This window comes from Mangrovactinospora gilvigrisea (assembly GCF_001879105.1).
Lineage (GTDB): Bacteria > Actinomycetota > Actinomycetes > Streptomycetales > Streptomycetaceae > Mangrovactinospora > Mangrovactinospora gilvigrisea.
In genome coordinates, this window is the sequence record NZ_MLCF01000016.1 from 12,798 (window position 1) to 27,931 (window position 15,134).

Consider the following 15,134-nt stretch of genomic DNA (forward strand, 5'->3'; position numbering starts at 1 on the left):
GCCGGAGCGGAGTGGCGAAAGGCCGGAGGGGCGCTGGGCCGAAGAGGCGGAGCGGCGAGGCGCGGAGGGGCGCCGGGGGACGGAGAGGCGCCGGGGCGAGTCGCGGAGGGGCGGAGAGACGGAGAGACGCCGGGGCGAAGGCTCGGAGGGGCGGAGAGACGGAGAGACGCCGGGGCGAAGGCTCGGAGGGGCGAGGCTCCGGGGCGAGTCGCGGAGAGGCGCTGGGCCGAAGAGGCGGAGGGGCGAGGCGCGGAGGGGCGCCGGGGCGGAGGGCCGAGGCGCCGGGCGAGGCGCGGAGGGGCGCCGGGACGGAGGGCCGGGACGGAAGCGCGGAGGGCCCGAGGCGCGGGGAACCCGGTATCGCATCCACCGCGGGCGGGCCCGCGACCGCGCCTACGCGTCCCGCCGCACCACCAGCATCGACGTGTCGTCCTGCAGCACGCCCCCGGTGTGCCGCACCACCGCATCGCCCAACTCCCGCAGCACCGCCCCCGGATCCGACACTCCGGCGCCCCGCGCCGCCACCCACGCCACCGGATCGAAGAACGCCCCCGCCGCGTCCCGCGCCTCCGCGAGCCCGTCCGTGAAGAGCAGCAGCGCATCCCCCTCGCGCAGCTCGTCGCTGCGCACCACCGCCGGCCCCGGCGCAAGATCGCGCAGCCCCAGTGGCAGCCCGTCCTCCGCCGGCTCCAGCACCTCCACCGCCCCGTCCGCCCCGCGGACGACCAGCGGTGCGGGGTGGCCGCACGACGCCGTGCGCAGCGTCCGCCCGTCCCGGGCGACCTCCGCCACCAGCGCGGTGACGAACAACTCGGCCGAGTCCGGCACGTCGTAGCCCACCCCGCCCGTCGGCCGCGACCGCGCCTTCCGCCGCCGCAGCGACGCCTCCAGCAGCGACACCAGCGTCGGCAGGTCCGACGCCAGGTGCGCGTACTCGGCGAACGCCCCCGCCACGCCGCCCACCACCGAGATCGCGCCGAGCCCCTTGCCGCGCACGTCCGCGATGAGCATCCGCACCCCGTGCTGCGTCGACTCCACCGCCAGCAGATCGCCGCCGATGTGCGCCGCGCTCCCCGCGGCGTCGTAGCGGGAGGCCACCAGCAGCCGTCCGTAGCGCCCGTCCGGCGGGGGCAGCACCGCGCGCTGCGCGGCCTCGGCCACCTCCCGGACGGTGGCAAGCTCGGCGCGGCGCCGCGTCCGCACCCGGCAGACGACCGCGCTGACGACGACCAGCGCCACCAGCGCGACCAGGTCCTGAGCGTCGTGAAAGTCGAGGCCGAAGACGAGCAGCACCACCGCCTCGATCAGCAGCACCGTCCCGCCCACCAGCATCGTCGCCGCCGGCGACAGCAGCGCGGCGGCCACGAAGCAGGCCGCGATCAGCGGCGGCGGCCCGGTGATCGGGCCCGGCAGGACGAACTCCGCGAGCACCCCGACGACGAGCAGCACCCCGCACACCGACCACGCCCACACCGCGGCGGGAATGCGCCGGAGCCGCTCCACCACCACCCGCCCGCCCTCCGCTCCTCGACGCCCCGACGGGCCGTCCGGACCGGGCCCCTCATCATGATCGCGGATGCGGCGGACCGGCGCCCCGCCAGGGGGCGCCGACCGCATTCCACTCAGAACTCTGCTCGGATCAGTGCTGCTCAGAACACCCGGGTCCGGTCAGTGGCCCGCGCCACCGACATCGCCAGGGCCATGTCCACCCGATCCGCCCAGGGGCATTCGTGCCGGGTGTCGACATCCGAGCGCAGGCACTGCCCGCCACCGCGGCAGATGCGGTGCACGGCCGCCCTCAGCCGCTGCTCCGAGCGCGTGTGTTTCCAGCGCTTCCACCGGTTCTGTGCGGCGGCCAACCAGCCGAACCGCTCCACGTCCGACCTCGGACGCTTCACCAGCGCCGCCCGGTTCGGTCCCGTCACCGAACCGGCGCCGAACTCCCCCTCGGGGTCCCACGTCGTGTCCAGGTCGTTCGGTCGCTGTTGGACCGATACGCCCATTTCGCACCTCTTCCTTCTCGCCGGTCGCATGTCGCACACCAGCGTAGTCAAATGATCACCGTGCGTGTTCATTTCGGGCATGCCGCGAGGCCCCGAGCCCGCCCGGTAGGGGGGAGGGGTTCCGCGTGCCGTACCCATGAACCCAGTCAAGACCCCCGACGGTCAAACGGGTTTCGGGGCGCCGCGGGGGCGCCGCGGGCCTCTGGGCGGCACTCCGAAGGGCCCCCGGCAGCCGGCCTCGCCCTTCCCCACGACGGCCGCCCGGCCCCGGTTCGCGCGCGGTCGGCCCCGACAGTTCGCGCGGTCGGCCCCGACCGGACCCGCGCACGCGTTTAACGGTTCGCCATCCCCCCGCCCCCGCTAACTATCCTTGCCAGTGCCATGGCTACCCGACATCCGTCCCTCGACGCCGCGCGCCTCGACGCCCTCACCGTCCGCGACTCCCGCCGCCTCCGCCGCCGCCTGGACGGGGCCCGCCGCATCCGGCGCCCCGAGGCCCGCGAGGCCGTCCTCACCGAGATCACCGCCGAGGTGGAGGCCGCGGAGGAGCGCCTCGCCGCGCGGCGCGCCGCGCTGCCCGCCGTCAGCTACCCCGAGGCCCTCCCGGTCAGCGGCAAGAAGGACGACATCGCCGCCGCCATCCGCGACCACCAGGTCGTGATCGTCGCCGGCGAGACCGGCTCCGGAAAGACCACCCAGCTCCCCAAGATCTGCCTGGAGCTGGGCCTCGGCGTGCGCGGCCGGATCGGCCACACCCAGCCCCGCCGGATCGCCGCCCGCACCGTCGCCGAGCGCATCGCCGAGGAGCTGGACGTCGAGCTCGGCGGCGCCGTCGGCTACAAGGTCCGCTTCACCGGGGACGTCTCCGACCGCACCGCGATCAAGGTGATGACGGACGGCATCCTCCTCGCGGAGCTGCAGACCGACCGCGACCTCAACCAGTACGACACGCTCATCATCGACGAGGCCCACGAGCGCAGCCTCAACATCGACTTCATCCTCGGCTACCTCAAGCGCCTGCTGCCCCGCCGGCCCGACCTCAAGGTCGTCATCACCTCGGCGACCATCGACCCCGAGCGGTTCGCGGCGCACTTCGCCGCCCCGGACGGCACCCCGGCCCCGATCGTCGAGGTCTCCGGCCGCACCTATCCGGTCGAGGTCCGCTACCGGCCGGTCGTCGATCCGGAGGACGAGAACGCCGACCCGGACCGCGACCAGGTCCAGGCGATCACCGACGCGGTGGACGAGCTCACCGCCGAGGGCCCCGGCGACATCCTGGTCTTCCTCTCCGGCGAGCGGGAGATCCGCGACGCGGCGGACGCCCTCGCCAAGCGCAACGCCCGCCTCCGCCAGGATCAGCAGGCCGAGATCCTCCCCCTCTACGCCCGCCTCTCCTCCGCCGAGCAGCACCGCGTCTTCCAGACGCACCGCGGCCGCCGCATCGTGCTGGCCACCAACGTCGCCGAGACCTCGCTCACCGTCCCCGGCATCAAGTACGTCATCGACCCCGGCACCGCCCGCATCTCCCGCTACAGCCACCGGCTGAAGGTGCAGCGGCTGCCCATCGAGCCGGTCTCCCAGGCCAGCGCCAACCAGCGCAAGGGCCGCTGCGGCCGCACCTCGGACGGCATCTGCGTCCGCCTCTACTCCGAGGACGACTTCGACTCCCGCCCGGAGTTCACCGACCCGGAGATCCTGCGCACCAACCTCGCCTCGGTCATCCTCCAGATGACCTCCATCGGGCTCGGCGACATCGCCGCCTTCCCGTTCCTGGAGCCGCCGGACCGCCGCCAGATCACCGACGGCGTCAACCTCCTCCACGAGCTGGGCGCGCTCGACCCCACCGTCAAGGACAAGAACCGCAACATCACCGCGCTGGGCCGCAAGCTCGCCCAGATGCCGGTCGACCCGCGGCTCGGCCGGATGGTGCTGGAGGCCGACAGGAACGGCTGCCTCCGCGAGGTGATGGTGCTCGCCGCCGCCCTCTCCATCCAGGACCCGCGCGAGCGCCCCGTCGACAAGCAGACCCAGGCCTCCCAGGCGCACGCCCGCTTCAAGGACGAGACCAGCGACTTCCTCGGCTACCTCAACCTGTGGAACTACCTGAAGGAGAAGCAGAAGGAGCTCTCCGGGAACCAGTTCCGCAAGCTGTGCCGCACCGAGTTCATCAACTACCTGCGGATACGCGAGTGGCAGGACATCGACGGCCAGCTCCGGCAGACCGTCAAGCAGATGGGCCTGCACCCCGGCACCACCGAGGGCACCCCGGACAACATCCACCGCTCGCTGCTCTCCGGCCTCCTCTCCCACGTGGGCCTCTACGACAACGACAAGCGCGAGTACGACGGCGCCCGCGGCGCCCGGTTCGCCGTCTTCCCCGGCTCCGGCCTCTTCAAGAAGTCCCCGCGGTTCGTGATGGCCGCCGAGCTGGTGGAGACCTCCCGGCTCTGGGCCCGCACCGCGGCGAGGATCGAGCCGCAGTGGGCCGAGGACCTCGCCCAGCACCTCGTCAAACGCACCTACAGCGAGCCGCATTGGGAGATGAAGCAGGCCGCGGTGGTCGCCCTGGAGCGGGTCACCCTCTACGGCGTGCCGCTGGTGGCCGGCCGCAAGGTCGCCTACGGCCGCATCGACCCGGAGCTCTCCCGCGACCTGTTCATCCGCCACGCGCTCGTCGAGGGCGACTGGCAGACGCACCACAGGTTCTTCCACGAGAACCGCAGGCTGCTGGAGGAGGTCGAGGACCTCGAGCACCGCGCCCGCCGCCGCGACATCCTCGTCGACGACGACACCCTCTTCGACTTCTACGACCAGCGCGTCCCCGAGGACGTCGTCTCCGGTCGGCACTTCGACCAGTGGTGGAAGAAGGCCTCGAAGGAGCAGCCCGACCTGCTCAGCTTCGAGAAGTCGATGCTCATCAACGAGCGCGCCGGGGACGTCAGCCGCGCCGACTACCCCGACATCTGGCGCCAGGGCGACCTCCGGCTGAAGCTGACCTACCAGTTCGAGCCCGGCACCGAGGCGGACGGCGTCACCGTCCACATCCCGCTGGCCATCCTCAACCAGGTGGAGGAGGAGGGCTTCGACTGGCAGGTGCCGGGGCTGCGCGAGGAGCTCGTCACGGCCCTGATCCGGGTGCTGCCCAAGCCGATCCGCCGCCACTTCGTGCCGGCCCCCAACGCGGCCCAGGCGGTGGCGAAGGTCCTCGCCCGCTACCAGTCCGCGGCCGCCCCGGACACCGCGCCGGCCGAGCCGCTGCTCACCGTCCTCTCCCGGGAGCTGCGCCGCCTCGGCGGCCTGGAGGTCCCGGAGGACGCCTTCGAGGCGGAGCGCATCCCGCAGCATCTGAGGATCACCTTCCGGGTGGTCGGCGAGAAGGAGAAGAAGCTCGCCGAGGACACCTCCCTGGAGGCGCTGAAGCGGCAGTTGAAGCCGAAGATGCGGGAGACCATCTCCAAGGCGGCCGCCCCGGACGGCATCGAGCGCGCCGGCCTCACCTCCTTCGAGGGCCTGGGCGCCCTCCCGGAGACGTTCGAGCGCAAGCGCGGGCGCCACTCGGTGCGCGCCTTCCCGGCGCTGGTGGACGAGGGCGGCACGGCCGCCGTCCGGATGTTCGACACCGAGGAGGAGCAGCGGGACGCCATGTGGGCGGGCACCCGCCGGCTGCTGCTGCTCTCCGTCCCCTCGCCGGCCAAGCAGGTGCAGAAGGAGCTCTCCAACACCGAGAAGCTGGCCCTGTCCGGAGGCCCGCACGGCTCGGTGGGCGCGCTGCTGGAGGACTGCGTCGCGGCGGCGGTGGACTTCCTGATGGCGGCGAACGGCGGCCCGGTGCGCGAGGAGGCCGCCTTCGCGGCGCTGCGCGACAAGGTCCGCGCCGAACTCTTCGACGTCACCCTGGAGACGGTGCGCCGCACCGCGCGGGTGCTGGCGGAGTGGAACGGCGCCGAGCGGCGGCTGAAGCAGGTGAAGAGCGTCACCCTGCTGCCCGCCCTCACCGATGTCCGCGAGCAGCTGGACCGCCTCGTCCACAAGGGCTTCGTCACCGAGACCGGGGTGCGCAGGCTGCCGGACCTGGTGCGCTATCTGCGGGCCGTGCAGCGGCGCCTGGAGGCGCTTCCCGAGGCGCCCCGCCGGGACGCGGAGCGGATGGCCTCGGCCCGCCGGATGTGGGACGAGTACCGGGCGGAGGCGGAGCGGCTGCCGGCCGGCCGCCGCGAGCCGGAGGAGCTGCTCAAGGTGCGCTGGATGATCGAGGAGCTGCGGGTCAGCTACTTCGCCCAGAGCCTGGGGACGGCCCATCCGGTCTCCGAGAAGCGCGTGCTCAAGGCGCTGGACGCGGCGGTGAGCGCGATGGCGTGACGGCCGGCGGGGGCCCCGCGGCAACGAGTTGGACCGGGGCCCTCCCGTGCCGTACTATCTGTCTGGTCGCAGACGTTCTCGCCTGCGAAGTTCCAGGTCCTGTGGAGCAGCTAGGAGTGCTCGCCACCCTGTCAAGGTGGAGGCCGCGGGTTCAAATCCCGTCAGGACCGCAGCACAGCATCGAGGTTGGGCCCGTTCCCCGTGGGGAGCGGGCCCTTCTTCGTGCTCCCGGCAGGGCTATGCGGCCATATATCCGGTTCGACACGGAGCGGGCAAGGATCTGCCCTGTGAGAGGTGTCACGGAATTCGTTCCGGGAGCGGACCGGGAAGAACCGGCCCAGATCGCTCTCCATCGAATATGTAGAATATTACTGCCGGTTACCCGTACCCCTCTCCCGTCACAGGAGTACCGGAATACCCTTCACTCACTCTGGCAACGAAGGGCCGGAAATGATCGTTCCGGGCATGCCGAAGGGGCCGCATCGGATCCGGCGGAATCCGGTGCGGCCCCTTCGGGACGGCTGAAACGCATCGGCCCGGTCTGAGCGGGACGGAGCGTGGCTCAGGCCTCGGTGCGCTGCTGCGGGATGCCCGCGAGCAGGGCGCGAACCTCGGTCTCGCGGTAGCGGCGGTGGCCGCCGAGCGTGCGGATCGACGTGAGCTTGCCGGCCTTTGCCCAGCGAGTGACCGTCTTAGGGTCCACGCGGAACATCGTGGCAACCTCTGCCGGCGTCAGCAGCGGCTCAGCATCAGGGGTGCGGGCGGTCATGAGCGGCCTCCTCGGAGAACCGAACCAACACGGTTCTTTCCTTCAAATTATGCACCTTGACCCGCGATGCCCGAAATGGCGCACGCGAGCCGGGTCGGTAATAGGACGAACGGCTTGTCCTTGGCACTACAACTACACCATCCGTCCAGTGCCGACAGCCAAACCGCAAGAATTGCCCCGGCAAGGGTGCAACACCGCGGAGAGATACGGAACCCCCCATAGCGGGCAGTCACATCTCGGTGACAACCCGTCACGTCGGGTCAGGCCATGCAGTCCTTCCTAAAACCCGCAGAACCGTACTTCATCCGATGGAACCGGACAAGGGGTCTGGGGCTCGGACTCCGGTGCGTCTTGTCCTACTTTGCCACAACCAACCTGCTTGTCGGACAGGTTCGTTGGATCCGGATACGTGATCCTCATCCCAATAGTCCGGATGGGGACCAAGGTCCGCCGGAGCTGAACGTTCCGATGACCGTACACGCTCAGTTCACGCCAAGCTTCTTTCGTGGCCGCAACGTGATGAAGCGCACCAACCCCCCGAACCGTGCAGACCCCGCCGATCCCCCGCGTCCCGGGAGCTAGTAACGCCGCCGGTCGCGGCGCTAGTTGGCGAACTGCAGCTGCTGCACCCCGCGCCAGCGCTCGTGCAGCCTCCGGTAGGCGACGCCCGCCGCGGCGCCGTCCCCCTCGCGCAGCGCCGCCAGGCCCTCCGTCACATCCGCCGCCGAGACGTCCTCCGCCAGCCGCTCCGGCGGCAGCGCATGCACCAGCCCGCCGTAGTCCAGCTCCACCAGCGAGCGCGGATGGAACTCCTCCAGCCAGCGGCCCACCTGCTCCAGACCGGCCGAAAGCAGCCCGTCGTCCTCCATCGCGTCCCGCAGCACCCGCAGCCCCCGCGCGGTCCGCTGCCGCGCCCGCGTCATCGACGTCCGGTACGACAGCGCCGGCGGCACCCCGCCGCCGCCCGGCTGGTACGACCGCTCCGACCCGTCGAAGAGCACGAACCAGCGCACCGGGACGTGCCACGCCGCCTGCTGGATCCACGGCCGGGCGTCCGGGTTCTTGTCCCGCCAGCGCTCGAAGTCGCCCTGCAGCTGCTCGCGCAGCACCGCCGGCAGCGCCGCCTCCAGCGCCGGGTCGGGCAGCAGCCGGACGGCCTCCTCCAGCGCCAGGCGCACCCGCAGCTGCGTCGTCCACGGGCAGATGTGCGTCACACCGTCGGCCACCGCCACGAACGCCTCGCGGCTCTCCCGCTCCGGCACCACCCGCGGCGGCACGGCCGTCAGCCCCGCGAGGCTGGAGCGCACCTCGTCCTGCGCGGACGGCAGCTCGCCGCCGGCCGCGTAGTCGTACCAGTGCGAGCGCTCCGGCTCGGGGAACGCCGCGAGCGGCTCGTAGACGCGTAGGTAGGCCGCATAGGGAGCGAGCAGGCTGGTGCGCACCCCGAAATCCTCGCACGGGAAGGGCAGTTGCTTCCATGTCGCCGACGCCCCGGGAGCGCCGCCCGGCGGGGCCGCTCCAACCTCGCACCGCAGGGCCCCCGACCTCACTAGGGTGAGCCCCAACACGCCGCCAACAGGCGGCCCCAGCAGAGCCCTTCAGGAGTCACTACCGTGACCGAGAACGACACCGTCTTCGCCCGCGCCGACGGCCACGAACAGGTCGTCTTCTGCAACGACCCGGCCAGCGGACTGCGCGCCGTCATCGCCGTCCACTCCACCGCGCTGGGCCCCGCCCTCGGCGGCACCCGCTTCTACCCCTACGCGAACGAGCAGGACGCCGTCACCGACGTCCTCAACCTCTCCAAGGGGATGTCGTACAAGAACGCCCTCGCCGGGCTCGACCACGGCGGCGGCAAGGCCGTCATCATCGGCGACCCCGCCGAGCTGAAGGGCGAGGCCCTGCTGCGCTCCTACGGGCGCTTCGTCGCCTCCCTCGGCGGCCGCTACATCACCGCCTGCGATGTCGGCACCTACGTCGCCGACATGGACGTGATCGCCCGCGAGTGCCGGTTCGTCACCGGCCGCTCCCCCGAGCACGGCGGCGCCGGCGACTCCTCCGTCCTCACCGCCTTCGGCGTCTTCCAGGGCATGCGCGCCTGCGCCGAGGCCCGCTGGGGCGAGCCCACCCTCGCCGGCCGCCGGGTCGGCGTGGCCGGCGTCGGCAAGGTCGGCCGGCACCTCGTCGCCCATCTGGTGGAGGACGGCGCCGAGGTGGTCGTGACCGATGTCTCGGACGCCGCCGTGCGGGTCGTCCTGGACCGCCACGCGGACGCCCGCCCGGGCGTCTCCGCGGTCGCCGACACCGACGCGCTGATCGCCGCGGACCTCGACGTCTACGCCCCCTGCGCGCTGGGCGGTGCCCTTGACGACGCCACCGTGCCGAGGCTGACCGCCTCCGTGGTGTGCGGTGCGGCGAACAACCAACTCGCCCACCCCGGCGTCGAGAAGGACCTCGCGGACCGCGGCATCCTCTACGCCCCCGACTACCTGGTGAACGCCGGCGGCGTCATCCAGGTGGCCGACGAGATCGAGGGCTTCGTCTTCGAGCGGGCCCGCGCCAAGGCCGCCAAGATCTTCGACACCTCGCTGCAGATCTTCCGCTCGGCCGAGGCCGAGGGCATCCCCCCGGCGGTGGCCGCCGACCGGCTCGCCGAGCACCGGATGGCCGAGATCGGCCGCCTGCGCGGCTTCTACCTCGGCGGGTCCGCGAGCCGGCCCTGAGATCCGGATATAGGGGTCATCGGAGGCGATGCGGGACGCCCCGCGCGGCATCCGCGGACGCCGCGCGGGATTCCTCCGGACCAATCCCGTCAGAAAGACGCTAAGATGACTGCTGACCAGCGGTGATCCTGGGTTCGACGGATTGTTCGGGGCGGCACGTCGCACGGGCGACGTACCGTCCGGCCGCCGAAGCAGGTACCGTTGGAGCCTACGAGCGGTCCCACACATCCGCGGGGCCGTTCTCCATCATGATCGCGTGACAGATCCGGGGCCGTCAGGTCCCGTCGTTGAGGGGGTCGAGCCATGGGGCGCGGCCGGGCCAAGGCCAAGCAGACGAAGGTCGCCCGCCAGCTGAAGTACAACAGCGGCGGTTTCGACCCGACACGTCTGGCCGACGAGCTGGGCGTTCCGTCGACGAACCACGAGCCGCCGGTGAGCGGCAACGGGCACGGCGACGTAAACGACACCGATACCGATCGGGACGACGATCCCTACGCGGATTACGCCGAGAAATACAACACCGGACCTGACGACGACGAGGACGCCTGAGGCGCCGTCGGGTCCGGGGGCCGTCGCACCCACGATCGTCCGGTAGATCCGGGGTCCACGCCGACCCCGGATCTTCTGCTGCCCGCTTCCGGTTCACGCCCCGTCAGGGGCGCGGGGCGCCGGCACAACGGTGCGGCTCCGCCGCGCGGGCGCGGGTGAGCGACGGCGACCGGGCGGCCGGGCGCCGTCGCCACCCGCTGCTGCGCGATCCGCCCCCTCACCCGGCCGGGTGATCCCCGGAGAGCACCGCGCCCGGCGTCCGCGCGTCCTCCCGCTCGACCACGTCGCCCAGCACCCACGCCTCGACATCGCGGTCGTCCAGCGCGCTGAGCACCACGTCGACCGACTCCCGCGGGACGACCGCGACCATGCCGACACCCATGTTGAGCGTCTTCTCCAGCTCCTCGCGGGCGACCTTCCCCGCGCCCCCGACGACGCCGAAGACCGGGTGCGGCGTCCAGGTGCCGCGGTCCAGGCGGGCCGTCAGGTGATCGGGGACCACCCGCGCCAGGTTGGCCGCCAGGCCGCCGCCCGTGACATGGGCGAAGGTGTGGATCTCCGCGGTGCGGGCCAGCGCCAGGCAGTCCAGCGCGTAGATGCGGGTCGGCTCCAGCAGTTCCTCGCCGAGCGTGCGGCCGAACTCCGGCACCTCGCGGTCCAGCTTCCAGCCGGCCTTCTCCAGCAGGACGTGGCGGACCAGCGAGTAGCCGTTGGAGTGCAGTCCGGAGGAGGCCATCGCGATCACCGCGTCGCCGGCCGCGACCCGCTCCGGGCCGAGCAGCCGGTCGGCCTCGACGACGCCGGTGGCGGCGCCGGCCACGTCGTACTCCTCCGGGCCCAGCAGGCCCGGGTGCTCGGCCGTCTCGCCGCCCACCAGCGCGCAGCCGGCGTCCACGCAGCCGTCCGCGATGCCCTTGACGATCGCGGCGATCCGCTCCGGCACGGTCTTGCCGACGCAGATGTAGTCCGTCATGAACAGCGGCTCGGCGCCGCACACCGCGAGGTCGTCGACGACCATGCCGACCAGGTCGCGGCCGATGGTGTCGTGCCGGTCCATCGCCTGGGCGAGGGCGACCTTGGTGCCGACGCCGTCGGTGGAGGCGGCGAGCAGCGGACGGGTGTAGCCGGCGAGCTTGGAGGCGTCGAAGAGCCCGGCGAACCCGCCCAGGCCGCCCAGCACCTCGGGGCGGGTGGCGCGGGCCACATGGGCCTTCATCAGCTCGACCGCGCGGTCGCCGGCCTCGATGTCGACGCCGGCGGCGGCGTAGGTGGTCACGGGGGTGCTCCTTGGGGTGACGCTCAGGGGCGGGACAGTGCCGAGGCGGGGCTCGGGTCCTCGAGGACGTGCTTGCCGAGCAGCTCCGGGTCGGGGAGCTCCATCGGGTACGTGCCGTCGAAGCAGGCCCGGCAGAGGTTCTCGCCCGGGACGGTGGTCGCCTCCGTCATCCCTTCGAGGGAGATGTAGGCGAGCGAGTCGGCGCCCAGCGAGGTGCCGATCTCGTCGACCGAGAGGCCGTTGGCGATCAGCTCGGCGCGGCTGGCGAAGTCGATGCCGAAGAAGCAGGGCCACTTGATGGGCGGGCTGGAGATCCGGATGTGGATCTCGGCCGCGCCGGCCTCGCGGAGCATCCGCACCAGGGCGCGCTGGGTGTTGCCGCGGACGATCGAGTCGTCCACCACCACCAGCCGCTTGCCGCGGATGACCTCCTTGAGCGGGTTGAGCTTCAGGCGGATGCCGAGCTGCCGGATCGTCTGGCTGGGCTGGATGAAGGTGCGCCCGACGTAGGCGTTCTTCACCAGGCCGGCGCCGTAGGGGATGCCGCTGGCCTCGGCGTAGCCGATCGCCGCCGGGGTGCCGGACTCCGGGGTCGGTATCACCAGGTCGGCCTCGGCGGGCGACTCCTGGGCGAGGCGGCGGCCCATCTCCACGCGGGAGAGGTAGACGTTGCGGCCGTCGATGTCGGAGTCGGGGCGGGCCAGGTAGATGTGCTCGAAGGCGCAGCCCTTGCGGCGCGGTTCGGCGAACCGGCTGCTGCGCAGGCCGTCCGCGTCGATGGCGATGAGCTCGCCGGGCTCGATGTCGCGGACGAAGGAGGCGCCGACGATGTCGAGGGCGGCGGTCTCGGAGGCGACCACCCAGCCGCGGTCGAGGCGGCCCAGCACCAGCGGGTGCAGGCCCTGCGGGTCGCGGGCGGCGTAGAGGGTGTCCTCGTCCATGAAGACCAGGCAGAAGGCGCCTTTGACGCCCGGCAGCACGGCGAGCGCGGACTGCTCCAGGGTGCGGTCCGGGTCGGCGGCGAGCAGGGCCGTGACGAGGTCGGTGTCGTTGGTGGTGGCCGGCGCCGGGGCCGACTGCTGCGGCGAGCTGGGCCGGTCGGCCTCCGCCTTGGCGACGGCCTCGGACAGCTCCCGGGTGTTCACCAGGTTGCCGTTGTGGGCCAGCGCCAGCGAGCCGGTGGCCGTGGCCCGGAAGGTCGGCTGCGCGTTCTCCCACACCGAGGCGCCGGTGGTGGAGTACCGGGCGTGGCCGACCGCCAGGTGCCCGTTGAGCGAGCCCAGGGAGGACTCGTCGAAGACCTGGGAGACCAGGCCCATGTCCTTGAAGACGAGGATCTGGGAGCCGTTGCTCACCGCGATTCCCGCGGATTCCTGGCCTCGGTGCTGAAGGGCGTAGAGCCCGAAATAGGTTAGTTTGGCGACCTCTTCGCCGGGGGCCCAGACGCCGAAGACACCGCAGGCGTCCTGGGGGCCTTTTTCACCCGGAAGGAGATCGTGGCTGAGTCGTCCGTCACCACGCACAGAAGAAACAGTACATGGGGGCGGCGCCCGGGGGCGCGCGGGGCCGGAGTGAGATGCCGCTCAACCGGCCGGGGGCGGACGGAGAGGCAGCAGGTCGGAGAGGTCGCTGCGCTCTCCGGAGGCGGTGAGGAGGCTCTCGTCGAGGGCCTGCTGCCAGGAGAGCCGGCCGCTGGCGAGGCGGAGCCAGGTGAGCGGATCGGTCTCCACGACGTTGGGCGGGGTGCCGCGGGTGTGCCGGGGCCCCTCGACGGCCTGGACGACGGCGAACGGCGGGACGCGCAGTTCGACGGAGCCGCCGGGGGCGCGGTCGGCGAGGGCGTCGGCGAGCAGCCGGGTGGCGGTGGCGAGGGCCTCGCGCGGCGGCTTGGCCGGCTCGGGGCCGTCCAGGGCGGCGAGGACGGCGGCGAGGAGCTGCTCCAGGAGGGCGGGGAGGTTCTCCTCGGCGGCCTCCAGCCCGGGGTCGCGGCCGGTGGCGGCGGCGAGGGCGGCGTGCACCTTGGCGGGGTCGTAGCGGCGGGGGCGCCGGGCGCGGGGCGGCATGGGCACTCTTTCGGGTGATGGCGGCGAGAGGCTCTGGTGTTCGGCTGACGAAGGCTCATAGTGTGGCCGCAGAGCCACTGTTCCAGATATGCGTGCGTGATGCTCTTTGCACTTTTTGCCGGTCGGGCGCCGTAGCGCCCGGTCCATGCTCCCGATGGTGATGCGTCGTTGTCGACATCCTCAGAGGGGGCTTTCTTCATGTTCACCACTTCGGATCCGGCCGCACTGGGCGAACTCGCCGGGCGGCTCGGCCAGTTGGCCGGCAGCGTCGGGGCCCGCGGCGGCACGCTGCTGCACGAGGTGCGGGTGACACCCTGGGCGGGGCCCGCGGCGCAGTCCTTCCGCACCCGGCTGACGGTGGAGTGCACCGGGATCGAGGAGGCGGCGCGCCATCTGCGCGGGGCCTCCTCGGCGATGAACGACCTCGCGGCGGCGGTGGCCCGCAAGGTGGCGGCGTCGTGACGGGCGGGGAGCTGCGGCTGCCGCCGGGCGAGCTGCGCCGGCTGCGGCGGGTGTGCAGCTCGGAGGCGGAGGCGCTGGCCGAGGCAGCCCGGGCGGCGCGGGAGCTGCTGGAGCATCCGGCGTTCCGGGCCGGGCTCGCCGCGTGCCCGGAGGAGGCGGCGCGGGTCGGCCGGCTTGTCCACAGGGCTGTGGACGGAGACGCGGGGCTGCCGAGCTGTGCGCGCCGGGTGCGGCGCAGCGCGGAGGAGCTGGCCGGGGCGGAGGAGGCGTACCGCAGGGCGGAGCGGCATGCGGCGGAGGCGGCCCGCGCGGCCGCGTCCGGCTCCAACTACGGCAAGCCGTGGGGGCACGGCTGGCTGCCGGCGGACGCGCATGCGGCGCATCTGGCCCATGCGCAACACCGGGCGCATCTGGCGCACGCCGGTCGTGTGCATGGCGGGGCGGCGCACGGCGATGGGGGCTCCGCCCCGGAGGCCGGTGCAAGCGGGCGGCGGGCGGCGATCCTGGAGCGGGCGGCCCGCTGGGCGGCGCAGCGGGTGCCGTACACGATGTACGGCTACCACGGCGGCTGGCGGGCCGACTGCTCCGGCTTCGTCTCGATGGCCTGGCAGCTGCACACCTCGATGACGACGGTGACGCTGCCGGAGGTGGCGCACCGCGTCCTCAAGGCCCAGCTCCGGCCGGGCGACGTCCTGCTCAACAAGGCGCCGGGCCGGCACGGCCATGTGGTGCTGTTCGAGCGGTGGACGGACGAGTCGCACACCTCGTATCTGGCGTACGAGCAGAGCCCGGGAGGCACCAAGCACCGGGTGGTGCCCTATCCGTACTTCCCGGGCCACGGCGCGTTCGAGCCGTACCGGCTCAACGCGCTGGGGCGTTGAGGCCGGGCCCACGCCGTCGAGCGCGGGCCCGGCTCACGACCCTTCCGAT

Annotated in this window: 11 protein-coding genes, 1 tRNA gene and 1 pseudogene; 6 read left to right on the top strand and 7 right to left on the bottom strand. The window is 72.6% G+C overall.

Going from position 1 to position 15,134, the window contains the following annotated elements; genetic code table 11:
* Positions 1-393: 393 nt before the first annotated feature.
* Positions 394-1,506 carry a PP2C family protein-serine/threonine phosphatase gene (locus BIV57_RS04625; RefSeq protein ID WP_175548664.1) on the bottom strand — a complete coding sequence of 371 codons (1,113 nt, stop codon included), beginning with the start codon at positions 1,504-1,506 and terminating at the stop codon, positions 394-396.
* A gap of 143 nt (positions 1,507-1,649) precedes the next feature.
* Complete coding sequence (locus BIV57_RS04630) at positions 1,650-2,003, bottom strand: hypothetical protein (protein WP_071655346.1); 354 nt, start codon at positions 2,001-2,003, stop codon at positions 1,650-1,652.
* 381 nt (positions 2,004-2,384) lie between these two features.
* Between BIV57_RS04630 and hrpA the strand changes: the two genes are divergently transcribed.
* Together hrpA and BIV57_RS04640 are read left to right on the top strand one after the other, a co-directional pair.
* A complete protein-coding gene (gene hrpA / locus BIV57_RS04635; protein ID WP_071655347.1) occupies positions 2,385-6,362 on the top strand; it encodes an ATP-dependent RNA helicase HrpA in 3,978 nt (1,325 codons plus the stop codon).
* 95 nt (positions 6,363-6,457) lie between these two features.
* Positions 6,458-6,532 (top strand) — tRNA-Asp (locus tag BIV57_RS04640).
* A 392-nt stretch (positions 6,533-6,924) separates the two neighbouring features.
* Here the strand turns inward: BIV57_RS04640 and bldC are convergent.
* Together bldC and BIV57_RS04650 are read right to left on the bottom strand one after the other, a co-directional pair.
* Positions 6,925-7,131 carry a developmental transcriptional regulator BldC gene (gene bldC, locus BIV57_RS04645; protein ID WP_071655348.1) on the bottom strand — a complete coding sequence of 69 codons (207 nt, stop codon included), beginning with the start codon at positions 7,129-7,131 and terminating at the stop codon, positions 6,925-6,927.
* 602 nt (positions 7,132-7,733) lie between these two features.
* The gene (locus BIV57_RS04650) at positions 7,734-8,573 is read right to left on the bottom strand and encodes a DUF8083 family protein (RefSeq protein WP_071655349.1); all 840 of its coding nucleotides are present in this window, start codon (positions 8,571-8,573) and stop codon (positions 7,734-7,736) included.
* A gap of 171 nt (positions 8,574-8,744) precedes the next feature.
* Here BIV57_RS04650 and BIV57_RS04655 point away from each other — a divergent pair, with 171 nt between their 5' ends.
* Together BIV57_RS04655 and BIV57_RS04660 are read left to right on the top strand one after the other, a co-directional pair.
* Positions 8,745-9,854: a Leu/Phe/Val dehydrogenase gene (locus tag BIV57_RS04655; protein ID WP_071655350.1), complete on the top strand. Its 1,110-nt coding sequence runs from the start codon at positions 8,745-8,747 to the stop codon at positions 9,852-9,854.
* Between the two features lie 303 nt (positions 9,855-10,157).
* A complete protein-coding gene (locus BIV57_RS04660; RefSeq protein ID WP_071655351.1) occupies positions 10,158-10,403 on the top strand; it encodes a DUF3073 domain-containing protein in 246 nt (81 codons plus the stop codon).
* Between the two features lie 217 nt (positions 10,404-10,620).
* Here BIV57_RS04660 and purM read toward each other — a convergent pair whose 3' ends face one another.
* The 3 genes and pseudogenes from purM to BIV57_RS25815 form a co-directional block, all read right to left on the bottom strand.
* On the bottom strand, positions 10,621-11,706 hold the full coding sequence (gene purM, locus BIV57_RS04665) for a phosphoribosylformylglycinamidine cyclo-ligase (protein ID WP_175548667.1): 1,086 nt from the start codon (positions 11,704-11,706) through the stop codon (positions 10,621-10,623).
* Positions 11,703-13,202 carry an amidophosphoribosyltransferase gene (gene purF / locus BIV57_RS04670; protein ID WP_071655353.1) on the bottom strand — a complete coding sequence of 500 codons (1,500 nt, stop codon included), beginning with the start codon at positions 13,200-13,202 and terminating at the stop codon, positions 11,703-11,705. The genes purM and purF overlap by 4 nt, the downstream gene beginning before the upstream one ends.
* A gap of 60 nt (positions 13,203-13,262) precedes the next feature.
* Positions 13,263-13,559, bottom strand: a pseudogene (locus tag BIV57_RS25815) (sterol carrier family protein); the annotation flags it as partial.
* A 381-nt stretch (positions 13,560-13,940) separates the two neighbouring features.
* Here BIV57_RS25815 and BIV57_RS04680 point away from each other — a divergent pair.
* Positions 13,941-14,204 carry a hypothetical protein gene (locus tag BIV57_RS04680; protein ID WP_071655354.1) on the top strand — a complete coding sequence of 88 codons (264 nt, stop codon included), beginning with the start codon at positions 13,941-13,943 and terminating at the stop codon, positions 14,202-14,204.
* A complete protein-coding gene (locus tag BIV57_RS04685; protein WP_071655355.1) occupies positions 14,201-15,085 on the top strand; it encodes an NlpC/P60 family protein in 885 nt (294 codons plus the stop codon). Before BIV57_RS04680 ends, BIV57_RS04685 begins: the two co-directional genes overlap by 4 nt.
* Positions 15,086-15,134 lie beyond the last annotated feature (49 nt).

What these genes read in the sequence shown, in the direction of transcription:
- BIV57_RS04630 (WP_071655346.1), bottom strand. Translation starts at nt 2,003, where the DNA reads ATGGGCGTATCGGTCCAACAGCGACCGAACGACCTGGACACGACGTGG.
- hrpA (WP_071655347.1), top strand. Translation starts at nt 2,385, where the DNA reads ATGGCTACCCGACATCCGTCCCTCGACGCCGCGCGCCTCGACGCCCTC.
- bldC (WP_071655348.1), bottom strand. Translation starts at nt 7,131, where the DNA reads ATGACCGCCCGCACCCCTGATGCTGAGCCGCTGCTGACGCCGGCAGAG.
- BIV57_RS04660 (WP_071655351.1), top strand. Translation starts at nt 10,158, where the DNA reads ATGGGGCGCGGCCGGGCCAAGGCCAAGCAGACGAAGGTCGCCCGCCAG.
- BIV57_RS04680 (WP_071655354.1), top strand. Translation starts at nt 13,941, where the DNA reads ATGTTCACCACTTCGGATCCGGCCGCACTGGGCGAACTCGCCGGGCGG.